The 18,482-nt window shown below is 59.6% G+C and carries 16 protein-coding genes and 1 tRNA gene; 5 read left to right on the top strand and 12 right to left on the bottom strand.

Annotated elements, in window-relative coordinates:
* The 4 genes from RID42_05830 to RID42_05815 form a co-directional block, all read right to left on the bottom strand.
* Positions 1 to 1,494: an FAD-linked oxidase C-terminal domain-containing protein gene (locus RID42_05830; GenBank protein MEQ8247183.1), complete on the bottom strand. Its 1,494-nt coding sequence runs from the start codon at positions 1,492 to 1,494 to the stop codon at positions 1 to 3.
* A gap of 72 nt (positions 1,495 to 1,566) precedes the next feature.
* Complete coding sequence (ykgO, locus tag RID42_05825) at positions 1,567 to 1,692, bottom strand: type B 50S ribosomal protein L36 (GenBank protein MEQ8247182.1); 126 nt, start codon at positions 1,690 to 1,692, stop codon at positions 1,567 to 1,569.
* 135 nt (positions 1,693 to 1,827) lie between these two features.
* Complete coding sequence (locus tag RID42_05820) at positions 1,828 to 2,532, bottom strand: DUF72 domain-containing protein (protein MEQ8247181.1); 705 nt, start codon at positions 2,530 to 2,532, stop codon at positions 1,828 to 1,830.
* A 31-nt stretch (positions 2,533 to 2,563) separates the two neighbouring features.
* The gene (locus RID42_05815; GenBank protein MEQ8247180.1) at positions 2,564 to 2,902 is read right to left on the bottom strand and encodes a DUF1491 family protein; all 339 of its coding nucleotides are present in this window, start codon (positions 2,900 to 2,902) and stop codon (positions 2,564 to 2,566) included.
* A gap of 47 nt (positions 2,903 to 2,949) precedes the next feature.
* On the opposite strand from RID42_05815, the gene pip reads away from it, so the two are divergent.
* Positions 2,950 to 3,909, top strand: a complete 960-nt coding sequence (pip, locus tag RID42_05810) for a prolyl aminopeptidase (protein ID MEQ8247179.1) — start codon at positions 2,950 to 2,952, stop codon at positions 3,907 to 3,909.
* Here pip and RID42_05805 read toward each other — a convergent pair.
* Positions 3,881 to 5,614 (bottom strand): ATP-binding protein, encoded by a 1,734-nt coding sequence (locus RID42_05805; protein ID MEQ8247178.1) that lies wholly within the window; start codon positions 5,612 to 5,614, stop codon positions 3,881 to 3,883. The genes pip and RID42_05805 overlap by 29 nt on opposite strands.
* Positions 5,615 to 5,720: 106 nt before the next feature.
* Positions 5,721 to 5,795, bottom strand: a tRNA-Val gene (locus RID42_05800).
* Between the two features lie 106 nt (positions 5,796 to 5,901).
* On the opposite strand from RID42_05800, the gene RID42_05795 reads away from it, so the two are divergent.
* Together RID42_05795 and RID42_05790 are read left to right on the top strand one after the other, a co-directional pair.
* Positions 5,902 to 6,813 carry an N-formylglutamate amidohydrolase gene (locus RID42_05795; GenBank protein ID MEQ8247177.1) on the top strand — a complete coding sequence of 304 codons (912 nt, stop codon included), beginning with the start codon at positions 5,902 to 5,904 and terminating at the stop codon, positions 6,811 to 6,813.
* Positions 6,814 to 7,068: 255 nt separating this feature from the next.
* Positions 7,069 to 7,725: a transglycosylase SLT domain-containing protein gene (locus RID42_05790; GenBank protein MEQ8247176.1), complete on the top strand. Its 657-nt coding sequence runs from the start codon at positions 7,069 to 7,071 to the stop codon at positions 7,723 to 7,725.
* On the opposite strand, the gene amrS is transcribed toward RID42_05790, so the two are convergent.
* Positions 7,722 to 8,909: an AmmeMemoRadiSam system radical SAM enzyme gene (gene amrS / locus RID42_05785; protein MEQ8247175.1), complete on the bottom strand. Its 1,188-nt coding sequence runs from the start codon at positions 8,907 to 8,909 to the stop codon at positions 7,722 to 7,724. The genes RID42_05790 and amrS overlap by 4 nt on opposite strands.
* 52 nt (positions 8,910 to 8,961) lie before the next feature.
* Here amrS and amrB point away from each other — a divergent pair, with 52 nt between their 5' ends.
* Together amrB and RID42_05775 are read left to right on the top strand one after the other, a co-directional pair.
* Complete coding sequence (gene amrB, locus RID42_05780) at positions 8,962 to 10,359, top strand: AmmeMemoRadiSam system protein B (GenBank protein ID MEQ8247174.1); 1,398 nt, start codon at positions 8,962 to 8,964, stop codon at positions 10,357 to 10,359.
* 80 nt (positions 10,360 to 10,439) lie between these two features.
* A complete protein-coding gene (locus RID42_05775) occupies positions 10,440 to 11,873 on the top strand; it encodes a M23 family metallopeptidase (protein ID MEQ8247173.1) in 1,434 nt (477 codons plus the stop codon).
* On the opposite strand, the gene clpB is transcribed toward RID42_05775, so the two are convergent.
* The 5 genes from clpB to hisS form a co-directional block, all read right to left on the bottom strand.
* Complete coding sequence (gene clpB, locus RID42_05770; protein ID MEQ8247172.1) at positions 11,870 to 14,458, bottom strand: ATP-dependent chaperone ClpB; 2,589 nt, start codon at positions 14,456 to 14,458, stop codon at positions 11,870 to 11,872. The genes RID42_05775 and clpB overlap by 4 nt on opposite strands.
* 106 nt (positions 14,459 to 14,564) lie before the next feature.
* On the bottom strand, positions 14,565 to 15,095 hold the full coding sequence (locus RID42_05765) for a DUF4167 domain-containing protein (GenBank protein MEQ8247171.1): 531 nt from the start codon (positions 15,093 to 15,095) through the stop codon (positions 14,565 to 14,567).
* 183 nt (positions 15,096 to 15,278) lie between these two features.
* Complete coding sequence (gene prmC, locus RID42_05760; GenBank protein ID MEQ8247170.1) at positions 15,279 to 16,151, bottom strand: peptide chain release factor N(5)-glutamine methyltransferase; 873 nt, start codon at positions 16,149 to 16,151, stop codon at positions 15,279 to 15,281.
* Positions 16,138 to 17,229 carry a peptide chain release factor 1 gene (gene prfA / locus RID42_05755; GenBank protein ID MEQ8247169.1) on the bottom strand — a complete coding sequence of 364 codons (1,092 nt, stop codon included), beginning with the start codon at positions 17,227 to 17,229 and terminating at the stop codon, positions 16,138 to 16,140. Before prfA ends, prmC begins: the two co-directional genes overlap by 14 nt.
* Positions 17,226 to 18,473, bottom strand: a complete 1,248-nt coding sequence (hisS, locus tag RID42_05750; protein MEQ8247168.1) for a histidine--tRNA ligase — start codon at positions 18,471 to 18,473, stop codon at positions 17,226 to 17,228. The genes prfA and hisS overlap by 4 nt, the downstream gene beginning before the upstream one ends.
* Positions 18,474 to 18,482 lie beyond the last annotated feature (9 nt).

The raw sequence follows: 18,482 nt of genomic DNA, 5'->3' as shown, positions 1-18,482 counted from the left end.
TCAGAACCGCGGCAACTCGGGAAACGGCACCTTACCGCCGTGGACATGGAGGCGACCGAGTTCGGCGCACCGGTGCAACGTCGGGAACACTTTGCCTGGATTGAGGAGGCCTTCGGCGTCGAAGGCGCATTTCAACCTTTGTTGATGGGCAAGGTCGACTGGACCGAACATTTCGCCCATAAGATCGCGCTTTTCGACGCCGACACCATGCTCCCCCGTTAGAACGCCGCCCATGCGGACACAGGCTTTGAGAATCTCGGCACCCAACGCCTCCGTGCGTTCAAGTTCTCCCGGAACCGCGCTGTCGTACATGATCATCGGATGTAGGTTGCCGTCACCGGCGTGAAAGACGTTGGCAACACGTAGACCGGCGCGCGCCGACAGATCGCCAATCAGTTTCAGCATTTCCGGTAGGCGGCGCCGGGGGATGGTCCCATCCATGACGTAATAGTCAGGGGAGATCCGTCCGATCGCCGGAAAGGCGTTCTTCCGCCCGGACCAGAAAACCAAACGCTCTTCTTCCGTACGGCTTTGGCGCACCTCGGTTGCGCCGCAATCGGTTGCGATATCCTTTACCCGCTCGATTCCAACGCGAACATCTTCGGCGCTGCCATCGACCTCGACGATCAGAAGCGCGCCCGCATCAAGAGGATACCCAGCATGGCAAAACGCTTCCGCCGCAGCGATCGCGGCTCCGTCCATCATTTCCATCCCGGCAGGGATCAACCCGGTACCGATAATGCGCGCGACGCATTCGCCGGCGTGCGTGTTGTCCGTAAAGGCCGCTAGGACCGCTTGAACCGCTTGCGGTTTGCGCAACAGACGTACGGTTACCTCGGTGACGACACAGAGCAGTCCTTCGGAGCCGGTGATGACACCAATAAGGTCGTAGGCCTCGCTATCGAGATGTTTTCCCCCGAGGCGGATGACTTCGCCGGTTATCAGGACGGCTTCGAGGCCCAACAGGTTGTTGGTCGTCAATCCGTACTTGAGGCAATGCACGCCCCCGGCGTTCTCGGCAACGTTGCCGCCAATCGTGCAGGCGATCTGGCTCGAAGGGTCAGGCGCGTAGTAGTAGCCGGCGTCAGTAACAGCCTCGGTAATCGCGAGGTTGGTCACCCCTGGTTGGACGACCGCGCATTCATTGGCGAGGTCGACGTCAAGGATACGGTTGAGCTTTGCCAGTGACAGAACGATGCAATCGGCAAGCGGTAGCGCCCCACCGGACAACGACGTGCCGCCGCCGCGCGGCACCACTTTGATGCCCTGTTGGTGGCAATAGGTAAGGACTTGGGATACTTCGGCCGTATCGGCGGGCAGGACGACGGCGATCGGGACCTGGCGATAGGCTGTTAGCCCATCCGTTTCGTAAACCCTGAGGCCCGACCGATCGGAAATCACGCCGTTCGATGCGACCAGCGCTTCCAGCGCCGCGACGATCTCAGCTTTGCGGGCGATTACGGCTTGATCCGACTCCGGCATATGCATGGGCAAATCATACAGGCCTAGACCGCGGACAAACAAAAAGGGCGCCAAACGGCGCCCCATTCCGATCCATCGTAGGATTCAGCCCTGGCGGGCTTTGAACCGTGGCTTGCGCTTGTTGATGACGTAGACACGGCCTTTACGGCGTACGACGCGATTATCGCGGTCGCGCGTTTTGGCAGATTTCAATGATCTTAGAACCTTCATGGCACCCGTCCACCCGGTTTGGGAGGGCGCAAAATATGGTCAGGCCGAGGCCGAGTCAACCGGTCTTTGCCCGAACCGGCGGCCTTGACCTAAGCGCTCAAGCCTGGGAACCCGCTGTTTGACAATCGGCGGCGCCTATTTGCCCGCGACCGCCATGAGTTGGCTGGCCCACTGTGGCCCCCTTCCCTCCTCATCGCCCTCAAAGAAGGCGAAGGTCTCACGCCAGTCCACGGCCAGGATTCGCTTTGCCCACTGAGTAAGAGAGTCTTGGGTGTACTCACCCTTTCTGAGGCGAAGATATCCCCAGTCCGTCGTGGCCTCGAACGGGACTAGCTCCTTTTCGTCGTCGGCAATGCACAGGGCAGCTCCGTGGTCGCGTAGAGCGTCAAGCGCATCGGCCTCAAACCAGGTTGGGTGCCGGAACTCGAAGGTGACTTGGCGGTCAGCCGGGAGAGTCCCCAGAAACACCTTTAGCCGTTCCGTGTTCTTTTTCGCGTTTGGCGGTAATTGGAACAGCACCGGCCCGAGCTTGTGCTTGAGGTGTGCTGTCGACGACATCAGGTAGGTCGTCGGCTCCTCAACGTCGTTCAGCCTCTTGATGTGGGTGATGCGGCGCGACGCCTTGATCGCAAAGCGAAATGTGTCCGGCGTCTGCTCGAACCAACCTTCTAGGACTTCGGGCTTGGGCAACCGGTAGAAGGTATTGTTGATTTCCACCGCCGGAAGGCGGGCCGCATAGAAGGGCAGGAGTTCGGTCTTCTTGATGTCCTCGGGGTAGAACGTCCCTTTCCACGGTTTGTCGAAACCGCTCGTTCCCGCAATGATCTTGGAAGTCGTCATCTGCAGCACCGGTACGCGAGATACTCAGGTTCTAAGCGGTTAACGGCCCGTCGAGTTGGTAGCGTCGATCATAGTCCTCGATTTCCAAGACCCAAAGATCGCGGTCCCACTTGAGTTCGCGCTCGATATAACTGGCCGCCTGGTCTTCATCGATCTCGTCTTTGCCGCCAACGATCATCCATGCTTGCTCGCCGTTCTCCGCGAAAATCCGGCGCAGGAGGAGGCATTTTCGTTGATCTCGCAGGAGCTTCAAGAGCACGCCACCGGCATCCGGGTCGCCGCGCCGCGATACCGCTACACCCTGAAAACGGATGTCGCACAACCTCACCTGGGCCTGAACCCACAGAGAGGTCTTCAGCCGCGATGTCACGTCGGGATTCCGTTGACAGCCGGGTGCGGTCTGCGTACCGGTCGGCTATGAGCGCAAAACCAACCGTCTTTCCGCCCATCCATCCATACCGTACCGGGCACTTGCAGGTCTCCGACCTCCATCGCATCTACTTCGAAGAATGCGGAAATCCGAATGGCAAGCCTGCTTTGTTCATTCACGGCGGTCCGGGCGGCGGGATTGAGCCCGCACACCGGCAGCTTTTCGATCCCGCAACCTATCGGATCGTCCTGTTCGATCAAAGAGGTTGCGGACAAAGCACACCCCATGCCGAGTTGCGCGACAATACGACCTGGGATCTCGTCGCCGACATGGAACGCCTGCGCGATCATCTTGGCATCGAGTCCTGGTTGCTGTTTGGCGGATCCTGGGGCAGCACATTGGCCCTAGCCTATGCTACTCGACATGCCGACCGAATCTCGCAGATGGTGCTACGCGGCGTTTTCCTGCTGCGACAGGAAGAGATCGACTGGTTCTATCAAGATGGCGCGGACCGCTTTTTCCCCAAAGAATGGGCCGCCTACTGCGCACCAATTCCGCCGGACGAGCGGGTAGACATGGTACGGGCGTACTATCGGCGACTTACCAGCGACGATCCGGCGGTGCGGCAACAAGCGGCAAAGGCTTGGAGCGTCTGGGAGGCATCGACGTCGACGTTGCGACCAAGCGCCGCGAAGATCGTCCAGGCATCGGAGGATGCCTTCGCCGACGCCTTTGCCCGGATCGAGTGCCATTACTTCTTGAACCGCGGGTTCTTTCCGCGAGACGGTTTTCTGCTTCACGAGGCGACGAGGTATCGGCACCTCTCGGCCGCGATCGTCCAAGGACGATACGACATGGTCTGCCCGATCAAATCAGCGTGGGCGTTGTCCGAGGCATGGCCGAACGCGGACCTGTCGATCATAGAAGACGCCGGTCACGCCTACTCTGAACAGGGTACGTTGGCCGCCCTGATCGACGCTACGAATCGATTCGCTCGCGAAAGTTAGCAGTTTCTTGGTCTTCGGACCGACCGGCGGGCGGAAATGAAATAACGAACTTAGTGCCGCCATCATGCGGAGATTCAAACCGAATATTGCCGCCCATATGCTCGACGAACTGCTTCGCGATCGAGAGACCTAGTCCCGACCCGGCACGTACGCCCGACCTTAGATCGGCCTGGGCGAATTTCTCGAACACCTTTGTTCGAAACGACTGCGGAATTCCTGCGCCGTGGTCGCGCACGGCAACGCAAGCCGAACCGTCAATCGTTTCCACAGAGACTTCGACATGACTCGACGTCGGCGAGAACTTGGCGGCATTGGAGAGGAGGTTCGCCATCACCTGATGTAACCGATCCCGATCCGCCGTAATGAAGGTGCCGGACTGGAGTCGTGCGTCTACGACCATGTCCGCTTGGTCGAATAGCGGCGCCGCCTCGGCGATGGACTCCTGGACGACCTTCGATAGATCGACCAGTTCGGTACGGAAATGCATTCGTCCGACCTGCAGCCGGTCCAGGTCGAGCATGTCATTTACCAAACGAATAAGCCGCGCGCCGTTTTTCTCGGCAATCTGCACCATCCGCGCACTCTCGGCGGGGATCCGCCCGGCAAGACCGGAAGCCAGCAGTTTGAGAGAAGCGTTGATGGCGGTCACCGGTGTGCGCAGTTCGTGGCTGGCCGTTGAAATGAACTGCTCTTTGACGCGCTCGATCTCCTGCTGGTCGGTGACATCGACGGCGGATATGTAGGCTAACGACCCGACCGGGTCGTTCACCGCATTCCACTGTAGCCATCGATAGCTGCCGTCTTTACAGCGATACCGATTGATAAGGTTTTGGGTCTGATGCCCAGGTTGCCGTAGTTTTTCTAATTCGATCTGAGTGCGCGAAAAGTCCGACGGGTGAACAAACTCGATAAAGGGGCACGCGAGCAGATCCTCTGCGGAGAAACCAAGAACCTTTTCCCACAGCGGGTTAACCTTGCGGAAAATGCCGTGCGAGTCCGCGACTGCCAACAGAACGTTCGATTGCGCAAAAAACCGCTCCAGCTCCGCTTCGGCCCTAACTCGGCCTTCCGATTCGTTGACGGCGGTCAAACGATCCCGAACGCTCTGCTTGAATGCCCGAAACGCGTTTCGAGCAAACGCAAGAAGGACAACCGCATAGGTCGCCAGCATCGCCGCCAGGACCAACGGCACTTGATCGCCCTCGATGGCGAAGCGACCGGCGGTGGGCACCACGGTTGCCACCGTCCAACCAACCCACACCAAAGGCATGCTCGCCAGACCACCGGAAACACCCGCCGCCATTCCTCCGATGACGAAGGTGAAGACAACCTGCAGGACGAGATTGTCTTCGGGGAAGAAGACCCAGGCCGCCGGGCCCCACAGCCCCGCTGCAATGATCGTGGTCCAGACGATTCGGACCTGGGCCCGCCTAAGGTCACGGGGAGGACGAGCCGCGCCGCGGTGTCGGAACCAGCTCAGGAGACTTCGTACCGATCCAAACCAGACGAGGACGAGCCACCCCAAAAGCAGTCCGTGATTGGTCTCCGCATAAATGGCGATTGCGACCAAAGCCGAGAGCACGACGTTGGCGACCGCGTTCCAAAGCAATTGGCTCCGGAAAATCTGGACCTGGCGAAGACCAACTTCGCGGACGAAATCCGGACTACCTTCCAGTCCCCAGTTCAACAGGCGCTCGTATCGCATGCCTTCAACCTAACACGATCGCTAGGTCATGCCCCCTGTATACGTCGACCGGCCGGGGCTCGCCGAGTTCGGCGGCCGATCCAATCTTCCCGAAATCGACGATGCGTGGTGGGCGCGGCTGGGATTGAACCAGCGACCCCTACGATGTCAACGTAGTGCTCTCCCACTGAGCTACGCGCCCGCGCGGCGCCACTCTTAGCGGCATTTATCCGGTGGTTTCAAGTCCCGTCGTCGTATTAGCCGCTATTGCCCTGCCCCCAAGCCGGCAAAGAGGCTAGTCTCGGCGCATGGAACACCCGACCGATGTCGTCCGAAACGAGGCCTACGAACTGATCCGGCCGCGCGCGCAAGCGCTTCCCTTCGTGTTTGCATCCCCACACTCGGGCGACGCGTATTCGAGCGCATTTCTGGCCCAATCCCGCCTTGACGCCACCGCGATCCGCCGTTCGGAAGATTGTTTCGTGCACGAGCTCTTTTCCAGCGCCCCGAACCTGGGTAGCCCGCTTATCCGCGCCGTTTTCCCGCGTGCCTATCTCGACCCCAACCGGGAGCCCTACGAACTCGACCCCAAGATGTTTTCCGACCCGCTACCCAGTTTCGCCAACGTCCGTTCGGCACGGGTGTCGGTCGGGTTGGGAACGATCGCCAAAGTGGTTAGCAACGGCGCGGAGATCTACCGGAAAAAACTCCGATTTGCGGAAGTCGAACAGCGCATCGACCGTCTGTACTTTCCTTACCACGCGATGATCAAACAGTTGTTGGTCGCGACCCGGGCAAAATTCGGTGCGGCTGTCTTGGTCGATTGTCACTCGATGCCGTCCACGGGCACGACGATCGAGGGCGACCTGGGGCGCCCGCGCAGCGACATCGTCCTGGGGGATCGATTCGGGACGAGTTGCGATCCAGCTGTCGTCGACCTCTTCGAGAAACATTTCGTCGAAATGGGCTATACCGTGGCACGTAACGACCCTTATGCCGGAGGGTTCGTCACCCAAAACTACGGTCGTCCCGGCAGCGGAATCCATGCGCTGCAAATCGAGATCAATCGGGGTCTCTATATGGACGAGAACACCATTGCACGAATGCCTGGGATCGCGTCCCTGACCGCCGATCTGGGCACCCTAATCGCCGCATTGGGCGAACTCGACGCGCGGACCTTGCGTCCCCCGCCATCCGCTTTCGCAGACGCCGCCCAATAGGGACACACCTGACGAAAAAGGGGCCCACCTACAGTGCAGGAGGGCCCGAGTTTAGGGAGGAAATACCCAGAAAGGGTATTCGGCATCGAGGCATGAGACTACGATGCCGCACACTACATATAGTGGCTGTTGATAAATCCGACCAAACGAATAATTTTGGACTGCCGCACATTTGTGACACTTGTGACTATTTTACCACAGGCACTTTTGGCACGGTCTTCGCACACGTAGGGGAGACGCCTAGCGGAGAATCCGATGATGCCGAAATTTACCGCCACTGCGAGCCTCGTTGGTGCGGCTCTTCTGCTGTTAGCACTAACCACACAGGCCCGCGCAGGCGAGGCCGATTTCCCGACGTCGGTAGGCCAGACTTGCCGAGCCCAGGCGCGCGATGCCGAGCAGCGGCATCAACTGCCTAAACTCGTCCTTTCAGCTATTTCGCTCGCCGAGAGCGGCCGTTGGCATCCCGCAAAGCGCAAGAGCTATCCTTGGCCCTGGACAGTCACCTCGGGGGCCGATTCAGCCTATTTCTCCGACAAGGCCAGTGCGATTGCCGCAGTCCAACGCCTTCAGGCCGAAGGGGTGAGCAACATCGATGTCGGCTGCATGCAGGTCAATCTTCACTACCATCCGGATGCCTTTTCCAACCTAGAGGCGGCTTTCGATCCGGCAGCAAACACCGAATATGCCGCTGTGTTCCTCAAAGGGCTATTCCGGTCGACTAAGTCCTGGGACCGCGCCATCGGCCGCTATCACTCGGCAACGCCAGCACGGGCCGAAGGCTACATCCACCGGGTCAAAGCGCTGTGGCGGACGGAGCGGGTTCAAGTCGCCGAAAGTAGGCGGGAAGCCGTCAAAGCCGCCTATCGGGAGCGCCAAGAGGCGCTGCGCGCCGCGCGCACCGACAGCTAGGGGTCGCGCCGGATCGGTCTCCGCCGGACACCGGCTGTCCGGGCCACCGGTTGATTGTGCTTTCGACCGCCCCGCTCGTAGTCGGCCAAGCGCACCGGCAACCGCCGCCGACCCCACGTCCCAGGCGGTCCATCGATGACACCAGCCATCTGCTCCCCGCAACGCCGACAGCGCCCGTCGGCCTCAAGCGCCCACGTACCGAGCCGATACCAATCTCGCTCGATAAGGCGGGCGCCGCATCCATGGCAATAGGTACTCGATCCCTCGATGTCGTGGACGTTGCCAACATAGACGTACCGTATGCCATGTTGTCGAGCGATCGCTCTGGCCCGCAATAGAGTGGCGTGCGGTGTGTGCGGATGGTCTCGCATTTTCCAGTCCGGGTGGAACGCCGAAAAATGCAGAGGCACGTCGACGCGAAGTTTGTCGGCAATCCATGCGCACATTCGGTTCAGTTCGGCGTCCGAATCGTTCTCGCCCGGGATCAAAAGCGTCGTGATTTCGGTCCAGACGCTGGTTTGGTGGACGAGGTATTCGAGGGTGTCGAGGACCGGTTGCAAGTGGCCGCCGCAGATCGTTCGATAGAAGTCCTCGCTAAACGCCTTGAGATCGATGTTGACCGCGTCGATCTCGGCAAAGAACGCGGCTCGCGGCTCCGGCGTAACATAGCCCGCAGAGACCGCCACTCGCTTTATCCCAGCTTCACGGCAGGCAACCGCGACATCGACAGCGTACTCGAAGAAGATGACAGGATCGTTGTAGGTGAAAGCGATGGAGCGACAGCCTAGCTCGGCAGCGGCCCTGACAAGGGTTTCCGGCGAGGCGGCGTCCGCCAGCGTATCCATCTGGCGCGATTTGCTCATGTCCCAGTTCTGACAGAACTTGCAGGTGAGGTTGCACCCGGCCGTTCCGAACGACAGGACCGAACTGCCGGGGAGAAAGTGATTCAGCGGCTTCTTCTCGATCGGATCTACGCAAAACCCACTGGACCGGCCGTAACTGGTCAGAACCATCCCGTCCGGACCGGCGGCACGGACGAAGCAAAGACCGCGTTGGCCAGTGTGGAGGCGGCAGAATCGAGGACATAGATCGCACTGGACCCGACCGTCGTCGAGACGGTGCCAATACTGGCCGGGCTTGGTTGACGCCGCCTCAAAGACTGCGTCGGGGACACGCTCTGTCATCGATTAATTTCTCGGTACCGCCAAGCCTCTATCTTAGTAGGATCATGTGGAAATGCGCGAGACGCCCTCTCATGCCATACGCCGCCCTGCGGTTGCGGGTTCGTTTTACCCGAACGACCCTGGTGAACTGGCCCAAACCGTCGACACCTTCTTGGCCGATGCCAAGCCTGCACCAAGCCCCTTGCGGCGGCCGCCCTACGCCCTCATCGTGCCCCACGCCGGTTACGTCTACTCGGGGATCGTCGCCGGCGCGGCCTACCGGATACTGAGACGATATCGGCGGCAATTTCACCGCGTCCTCTTGCTCGGGCCTGCGCACCGCGTGGCCTTCAAGGGCGTGGCGGCATCGAGCGCCACAACCTTCCGCACGCCACTAGGCGATATTCCAGTCGATACCGAAGCGATTTCGGCGCTGCGCAGCTTGAGCGACGTATCGATCCGCGACGATGCGCACGAACATGAACATAGTCTTGAGGTCCAACTGCCGTTTCTGCAACGCACGTTAGGCGCGTTCCAATTGATTCCGTTGGTCGTTGGATCGGTAGCGCCGTCCCGCATTGCGGAGATCATCTCAGTCGCAACGTCGACGCCCGGTACACTCGTGGTCATAAGTTCGGACCTGAGCCACTACCTCGACTATCTAAGCGCAGAACGTCTCGATTCCCGCACCGTCGACGCGATTCTTCAACTAGATGAGGCCGGCATCGCCGACGCCGGCGCTTGCGGGCGTCTGCCCATCAAAGGATTGCTTGGCGTTGCACGGGAAACGGGACTGAAAGGTACGTTACTTGATCGGCGAAACTCGGGCGACACCGCGGGCTCGAAAGACCGGGTCGTGGGATACGCCGCGATGGGTTTTTACCGGACGGACGAAAGCGACCTTGGATCGACCGGAGGGGAGGTCCTGCTGCATATTGCCGACCGCGCTGTTCGCCGCGGCCTTGCGACCGGAAAAGTCATGAACCTTAACCCGGGCGGATACGACCAACATCTAGCGCGTCCCGGCGCATCCTTTGTTACCCTAAAACAAGGCGGCCGGCTGCGCGGATGTATCGGCTCCCTTGCCGCTCACCGGCCCCTTGTCGTCGACGTTGCAGAGAATGCCTTTGCGGCAGGCTTTCGCGACCCGCGTTTCTCGCCCCTCAACGACCAAGACATCGAGCGCCTCACCACAATTGACGTCTCCGTTCTGAGCGAACCGGTGCCGCTTCGAGTGCGCACGCAGGATCAACTCCTAGAGTCCCTTCGGCCAGGGATCGATGGCCTAATCTTGCGTGAAGGCGATCATCGCGCCACGTTCCTCCCCCAGGTCTGGGAGCAGTTACCCGACCGCTTGACCTTTCTGCAGCACCTCCGCCACAAAGCCGGTCTGCCGCCCGACCACTGGTCCGCGCACATCCGGTTCTGGACCTACCAAACCCAGTCCTTCGAGCGATTTCTCTCGCCTTGATCCTTCGCCGATTGGGAACGCAACACCCTGACTAAGTTATTAAGATACGGGCAGAGCCCTTTGTTTTATAAGATTTTTTGTTGACAACGACGCTGCCGATTCGCATCTTGGCCACCGCAATTGCGTTTAAGGGCACGATGATCGACATCATCCAACGAATTCGCCGCAGGTCGCGCCCTGACGCTACCCGGGTTGGCGCCAGCCACCGCATGTTCACGTGGGGCGTCCTTGTAGGCGCGGTCTTTGCAGCAGTGGCACTACCGCTGCTGGAGCCCGGCGTCCTCGCAGCGCGGAACCAAACGCGCTACGACACAACGGCGGATCTCGTCCTCACTGCGCTACCGGTGGAAACCGCGGCACTCCTCTCCGAAATTTCCCTTCAAAAAAACCGTCATTCGATCGTCGCGCAGCAGAACGAAACCGTAAAGAACGGATCGAACTTGATGGAAACATTGCTGCGCGCAGGCGTTTCCGCAACTGAAGCGCACCAAGCGATCGTAGCCCTGGAAGAGGTCTTCGACCCGCGCGCGCTTCGCGCCGGCCAACGCATTCGGATTGAAATCGACCACGCCGCCGAACAACAACTGTTGTCGGTTGCCATCCCGCTAAGCCCAGTCAAGACGGTCAGCGCACACCGTCTAGACGACGCACAGTTCTTTTCCGAAGCAATCGAAAAACCGCTTTCGCTCAATGTCGTCGGCGCGAAAGGGACGATCCAGGACAGCCTGTTCCAGTCCATGAGCGCGGCGGCCGTACCCGACCGGCTGATCATGGAACTTATTCGCGTCTACAGTTGGGATGTCGACTTCCAGCGCGATATCCAACGGAACGACCGCTTTGAGATCATGTACGAGACACTGGCCGATCCCGACGGCAACGTCATTCGGACCGGGAACGTCCTCATGGCAGCGTTGACGCTCAGCGGCACCGAATTGCGGCTCATCCGGCACGAACTCGCCGACGGCGCCTCGGATTATTTCAACGAAAAAGGAGAGAGCGTCCGTAAGGCACTTCTACGGACGCCTATTGACGGCGCGCGTCTCAGCTCCGGATATGGGAAGCGCCGACATCCGGTTTTGGGATATACGCGAATGCATCGTGGCGTCGATTTTGCCGCGCCGTCGGGTACGCCTGTTATGGCGGCGGGCGACGGAGTCATCGAGTTTGCCGGGACCAACGGTGGCTACGGTCGATACCTCAAGATCCGCCACAATGCTTCTTACAAGTCGGCCTATGCCCACCTGAAGAGCTTCTCAAAGGGCGTTCGAGTCGGCTCACGTGTTAAACAAGGTCAGGTCATCGCCTATGTCGGCTCAACCGGGATGTCTACCGGGCCGCATCTGCACTATGAAATCCATCAGGGCGACAAGCAGATCAATCCCTTGAGCCTAAAACTGCCGACGGGTCAGCAACTCGCGGGAACCGCGCTCCGTACTTTTCAAACGCAACGCGCTGAGCTTGAAGAAAGGTTCGCCACCCTCGTCCGCCCACTACAGACGGCCGCAAAAAACTAGTCGCATGCCTTTCTTGGGCGCAGAACGAGTTGCGCGTCCTCCGCCGCGACCTGCACGATGTCTCCCTCACCTACCGAGCCCGCCAAGATCAAGTTTGCTAGTTCGTTCTGAACGCTGCGTTGGATCACACGGCGTAACGGTCGTGCGCCGTACACCGGATCATAACCGGCATCTGCCAACCACGCGCGCGCCGAGTCGTCGAGCTGCAAGCTAATTTTGCGGTCGACCAGAAGCGCCTTAAGGCGTCGCACCTGAATGTCGACAATCGTATCCATGTTCGAGCGGCTCAAGCGGCTGAACAGGATCACATCGTCCAACCGGTTCAAGAACTCCGGTCGGAAGGCACCGCGAACGACATCCATCACGTCGGATTCCGCTTCCGCAGTGTCCGCACCGTCGGGAAGCGCTGCCAAGAACTCCGACCCGAGGTTTGAAGTCAAAATAATCAAGGTATTGGAAAAATCGACGGTGCGCCCTTGACCGTCGGTCAAGCGACCATCGTCCAGAACCTGGAGCAGGACGTTAAATACGTCGCCGTGCGCCTTTTCGATTTCGTCAAATAGGATCACCTGATAAGGCCGCCGCCGTACCGCTTCGGTAAGGGCACCGCCCTCCTCATATCCAACATAGCCGGGCGGAGCGCCGATCAAACGGGCGACTGAGTGCTTCTCCATGTATTCCGACATGTCGAGGCGAACCATTGCCGCCTCGTCGTCGAAAAGAAAAGCTGCAAGGGACTTCGTCAATTCGGTCTTGCCCACACCGGTAGGACCAAGAAATAGAAACGAGCCGATGGGACGGTGCGGATCTTGCAACCCGGCGCGCGCGCGCCGCACGGCGTTCGAAACAACGTCGATGGCGCGGTCCTGACCGACCACCCGGGCCTGCAGAACTTTCTCCATCGCCAGAAGTTTCTCGCGTTCGCCCGCCAGCATTTTGTCGACCGGTATGCCGGTCCAACGGGACACCACCGCCGCAACATCCTCTTCCTTCACTTCCTCGTTTAGGATCGCGCCGCTCTGGCTGGCTTCGGATGCGCCGAGTTGCCGCTCGAGTTCAGGAATAACCCCGTAGGTAAGTTCGCCTGCCTTCGCCAAGTCCCCTTCGCGTTGCGCAATATCAAGCGCGTTGCGAGCAGTATCGAGCTCCTCTTTCAATTTTTGCGACCCAGCAAGGTGGTCTTTTTCGGACTTCCATTTGGCCGAGAGGGCATCGGCTTTTTCTTCCAACTCGCCAAGATCCTGCTCCAGGACTTCGAGGCGGTCCTTCGATGCCTGATCAGTTTCCTTCTTCAGTGCTTCGCGTTCGATTTTGAGCTGAATGACACGTCGATCGAGTTCGTCGAGTTCTTCCGGTTTTGAATCGACTTCCATCCTTAGGCGACTGGCCGCCTCATCGATCAAGTCGATTGCCTTGTCCGGTAAAAATCGATCAGTGATATACCGGTTGGACATAGTCGCCGCAGCGACAATCGCGGTGTCGGTGATGCGGACGCCGTGGTGAAGTTCATACTTCTCTTTGAGACCACGAAGGATCGAAATTGTGTCTTCGACAGTAGGCTCGTTGACAAATACGGCCTGGAAGCGTCGTGCGAGCGCGGCGTCCTTCTCGACATGCTTGCGATACTCATCGAGGGTCGTTGCACCGACGCAATGGAGGTCGCCACGGGCAAGAGCCGGTTTCAACAAGTTCGAAGCGTCCATCGCTCCTTCTGCCGCGCCCGCGCCGACGAGCGTGTGCATCTCATCGATGAAGAGAACCACCTCGCCTGCGGCTGTCGCCACTTCGTTCAGAACGGCTTTGAGGCGCTCTTCAAATTCCCCGCGGTACTTGGCGCCCGCGACCATTGCCCCGAGGTCCAACGCCATCAGGCGCCGGTTCTTGAGGGACTCCGGAACGTCGCCATTGACGATCCGCAACGCGAGGCCCTCAACGATAGCGGTCTTGCCGACGCCGGGTTCGCCGATGAGCACGGGGTTGTTTTTGGTGCGACGAGAAAGCACTTGGATGGTGCGCCGAATTTCTTCGTCTCGCCCAATTACGGGGTCGAGTTTTCCCTCGGCCGCCGCGGCCGTCAAATCGCTGGCGAAGCGTTTGAGTGCGTCGTACTGCGACTCGGCACCTGCGCTGTCGGCAGTTCGGCCTTTCCGAATATCGTTGATTGCACTGTTCAACGCCTGAGCCGTTACGCCTGCAGTGTCGATGATTTTGGCGGCGACCGTGCCGCTGGCCATCGCCAGCGCGAGGAGCAGGCGCTCCGCGGTAACAAATCGATCGCCAGCTTTTTCGGCGATTTGCTCGGCTGCTTCAAACAGCCGAGCGGTTTCCGGCGCCAAGTAAACTTGGCCGGCTCCACCGCCCTCTACCGCGGGTAGCTTCGCGAGAGCCGCATCCGTCGCCGCTTTGATGTCGTTTGGGCGTCCGCCCGCCGCCGAGATCAGGTTGGCGGCAAGGCCCTCTTTGTCGTCAATCAGGACTGAGAGTAGATGCTCGGGCGTGAACCGCTGATGATTGCGGCGTAATGCCAGAGTTTGGGCGGACTGAATGAACCCTTTGGAGCGGTCGGTAAAGTTCTCAAATTCCATTTTGGCGGCCTACCGGGCGAAGGTTGAAGCCAACCGGCGGGCCGGTGGGCGCGGATATCGCCTAGTAGATAGTGTTGCCGTTCAGCAACACAAGGGGTCGCGACGATTAGACCGCAGTTTCAGCTTCGTCGTTCTTCGCAGCGCTGCTCCGCCGTCGACGGCGCGGTTTAGCGGGCGCTTTTGGAGAGTCCTCCCCGTCGTCGTCCGACTGGTCGCTTGAATCAGGGGATGAACTCGCCGTTTCCACTTCCGAAGCGTTAGAAGACTCGGCCTTTTCAACGGTTGCGCCGGACGATGTTTGCGCCTCGCCATTGCCCCGGTTTTCTTCCTGTTGATACCGCTGATCCTCGTCGTCCGCCTGCTCGCTCTCTGTTCGGAGCTTCTGCTCAGCATTAAACGTGCTGTGAAGGCGGTAATAGTGCTCGGCATGCTGATAGAAGTTCTCTGCCGAAACGCGGTCGCCACTAGTCGAGGCGTCGCGCGCTAGGGAGAGGTATTTATCGAACACTTGGGCAGCGGTGCCGCGCAGTTTGACGCCAGGCCCATTGCTTTCGAAACTACGATTGGGACCTTGACCAAACGAACGTTTGCCATTTGGCCGTCCGCGCGAACGCCTCGAACCGGATCCTTGTCTCATCTGCACTTTCTCGTTGTTGTTTCCCTGTGCGCGACCCGGCCATAAGCGGACCCTAGGTTGTCCGCCAATTATCTGCTTGTGTCGGTTTGCGCTGGGATAACGTCGACCCGCCATCGTGTCGGCTTCGTTCGTTATCCAAGAATGAACCTAGTCCGGCAGGGACTCTAATCCAACATCTTTTTTTCAACCCGGGCCGGGCATGCCAATAATGCATCGGGGGATCCCGGCCAGATCCGGCACAACCTCGACAACCTCTAGCCCTTCTGCGGCCAGTATCGACGTCACCGATGTGGACTGGGCAATCCCTATTTCAATGGCAACAAGGCCGCTCTCTCCGACCAGCCTTCGAAGTTGCGGCGCCAGATCGCGGTAGCACGCCAGACCGTCATACCCCCCATCCAACGCCAATTTCGGATCGAAATCGCGCACTTCGACTGCGAGTTCATCGATCGTCCGGGATACAATGTAGGGCGGGTTAACGATGACCGCGTCAAATTGCGCCGAGATAGTCGCAGCCCAGTTGCCCACGAGAAATCGGGTCCGATCCGCCATACCCAACCTTGCGGCATTCCGCCGGGCGGTGTGAATTGCTTCAGCGCTCAGATCTACGCCAACGCCTGTCGCACCGGAAATTTCCGATACCGCGGAAATCAGAAGGCAGCCTGTGCCAGTTCCCAGATCCAGGAGTCGGGGGGCCGCGATAGCCCGTTCTCTAAGCCGTTTCACGACCGCCTCGACCACATGTTCGCTATCGGGTCGCGGATCGAGGGTGGCCGGCGAAATCTCGAAGTTCAGACTCCAAAACTCCCGAAACCCGCGAATCCGGGAAACCGGTTCACCGGAAACGCGACGCTCGATACTTGCGCCGTAGGCCTGGGTTACGTCGTCGCCGAGCCCAGCGACACGACCTGCCAGCATGTCCTCGGTCGTTAGCTTGCCGATATGCCCCAGGAGCAGCCGTGCCTCGCGGCGCGCATCGGCGATGCCGCCGTTGGCGAGCATTCCGCTCCCCCAAGCCAGCAGATCGTCAAACGACCCCGACCTAGGGGTCGGCATTTCCGCTTTCCAAATCGGCAAGTCGTTGCGCTTGGTCCGCAGCTGCCAGCGCATCGATCATTTCGTCGACGCCTTCTCCAAGGATGATTCGATCGAGCTTGTGCAGCGTGAGATTGATCCGGTGATCGGTAATGCGATTCTGCGGAAAATTATAGGTTCGAATCCGTTCGGATCGGTCGCCGCTACCGATTTGGTTGCGGCGATCCGCGGCACGCTTCGAGTCCCGAGCCATGCGTTCGGCTTCGTAAAGGCGCGCCCTTAGTATCTTCATCGCTTTAGCGCGGTTTTTGTGTTGGGATTTCTCATCCTGTTGGGTGACGACAATTCCAGTTTCGAGGTGCGTGATTCTTACTGCGCTATCGGTTGTGTTGACCGATTGCCCGCCAGGACCGGACGCCCGATAGACATCGACTCGGATATCCTTTTCCTCGATCTTGATATCGACTTCTTCCGCTTCCGGGAGGACCGCCACCGTTGCGGTCGAGGTATGGATGCGCCCGCTGGACTCCGTCACCGGCACTCTTTGGACGCGGTGCACGCCGGATTCGAACTTTAAGCGCTCGAAGACGCCGCGACCGGTGACCGTCGCCGACGCCTCTTTGTATCCCCCAACGTCGTTTTCCGAGAGGGACATGATCTCGAAACCCCAGTTCCGCGTCTCCGCGTACCGCTGGTACATGCGCATAAGGTCGGCTGCAAATATTGCCGCTTCGTCGCCGCCAGTTCCTGCACGGATCTCCAATATCGCATTGCGTTCGTCGGCTTCGTCTTTGGGAAGAAGCAGAACCTTGAGTTGCTGTTCGATTTCTTCCAACGCGCCGCGCTTCTCATATCGTTCTTCCGAGGCGATCTCCCGCAACTCGGCGTCGATCGCCTTGTCTGCAAGCATCTCGTCGAGGCCGACAACCTCAGCCCGTAGGGCCCGCAACTGTCGCGCGACCTCGATCGTCGACCCCATGTCTGCGTATTCGCGCGACAATCGGACGAAGTCGCCCTCTTTGCTGTGCCCGGCAGACAGAGCGCCTTCCAGGTCCGCGTATCTCTTGAGTAGGTGGTCGATCTGTTCGTCGGAGATCACGCTTTGTATTTCTCCAAAGTCTTGGCGACCTGATCGAGCGATGCCGTTATTTGGTCGCCGCTGTCCATGTCACGAACCGTCACCGTACCGGCGGCAATTTCATCGCCGCCAATCAACACAGCAACGCACGCGTTGACCTTGGCGGCTCGTTTCATTCTGCGACCTATGTTGCCGCTATATCCCATGTCCACGCTGAACCCGGCGCGCCGCAGTTCGTGCGCCACCCGGAAAGCGACATCGGAAGCGACATTTCCCACCGGAACAAGGGCAATCGGCCGTACCTTTTCCGGCTTACCATCCCTAAGGAGAGCCAGGCGTTCGATTCCAGCGGCCCAGCCCACGCCCGGTAGGTGAGACCCACCAAGTGCTTCAACCAGCCCGTCATAGCGTCCGCCCGCCATCACGGTACCCTGGGCACCGAGATCGTCGGTTATAAACTCAAAGGCAGTATGACAGTAGTAGTCGAAACCTCGGACGAGCGTCGGGTTTACGACATAAGCGACGCCAAGATCGTCGAGGCGCGCGCGAACTTCATGGAAGAACGCTGCCGATGCCGCATTCAGGTAGTCGGAATACATCGGGCCCGCTGCAACGATCGCCCTATCGCCCTCATTCTTTGAGTCTAGGACCCGCAGCGGATTGCGATCGACCCTGACTTGGCTTTCTTCCGACAGATCGCCGCGGCGCCCGCTCAGATAGGAGACCAGGGCCTCCCGATACGTCGCGCGACTCTCCGGATCGCCCAACGAATTCACCTCTAACCTGATCTTCTCGCGAAGACCGAGTTGATCGATGATGTGCGCGCCGAGGGCAATGACCTCGACGTCGCCTAAGGGTCCAGCGACACCGAACAGCTCGACCCCGACCTGGTGCAACTGTCTGTAACGCCCTTTTTGCGGGCGCTCATGGCGGAACATCGGGCCTTGGTAGTAGAACCGCAACGGTGCATCCTGCGCCAGTCCATTGGAAATGACCGCCCGGGCGACGCCGGCGGTCCCTTCGGGCCGCAATGTCAGACTATCGCCGTTTCGATCGGCGAAGGTGTACATCTCCTTCGTGACGACATCCGTCGCCTCTCCGAGAGTCCGGGCAAAGACTCCGGTAAACTCGAAGATCGGCGTGGCGATTTCGTCGTAACCGTAGCGGCCCGCGAGATCGCGCGACGTATCGACAACGCTTCTGAATTTGGCCGAATCTTCGGCTAAAATATCGCGTGTGCCGCGGACAGGCTGTAGCGCCACGATCTTGTCCGC

Source organism: Alphaproteobacteria bacterium, assembly GCA_040216735.1.
Classification (GTDB): domain Bacteria; phylum Pseudomonadota; class Alphaproteobacteria; order SHVP01; family SHVP01; genus CALJDF01.
Note: the sequence above shows the minus strand (reverse complement) of the source record. Positions and strands in the feature narration are given on the sequence as shown.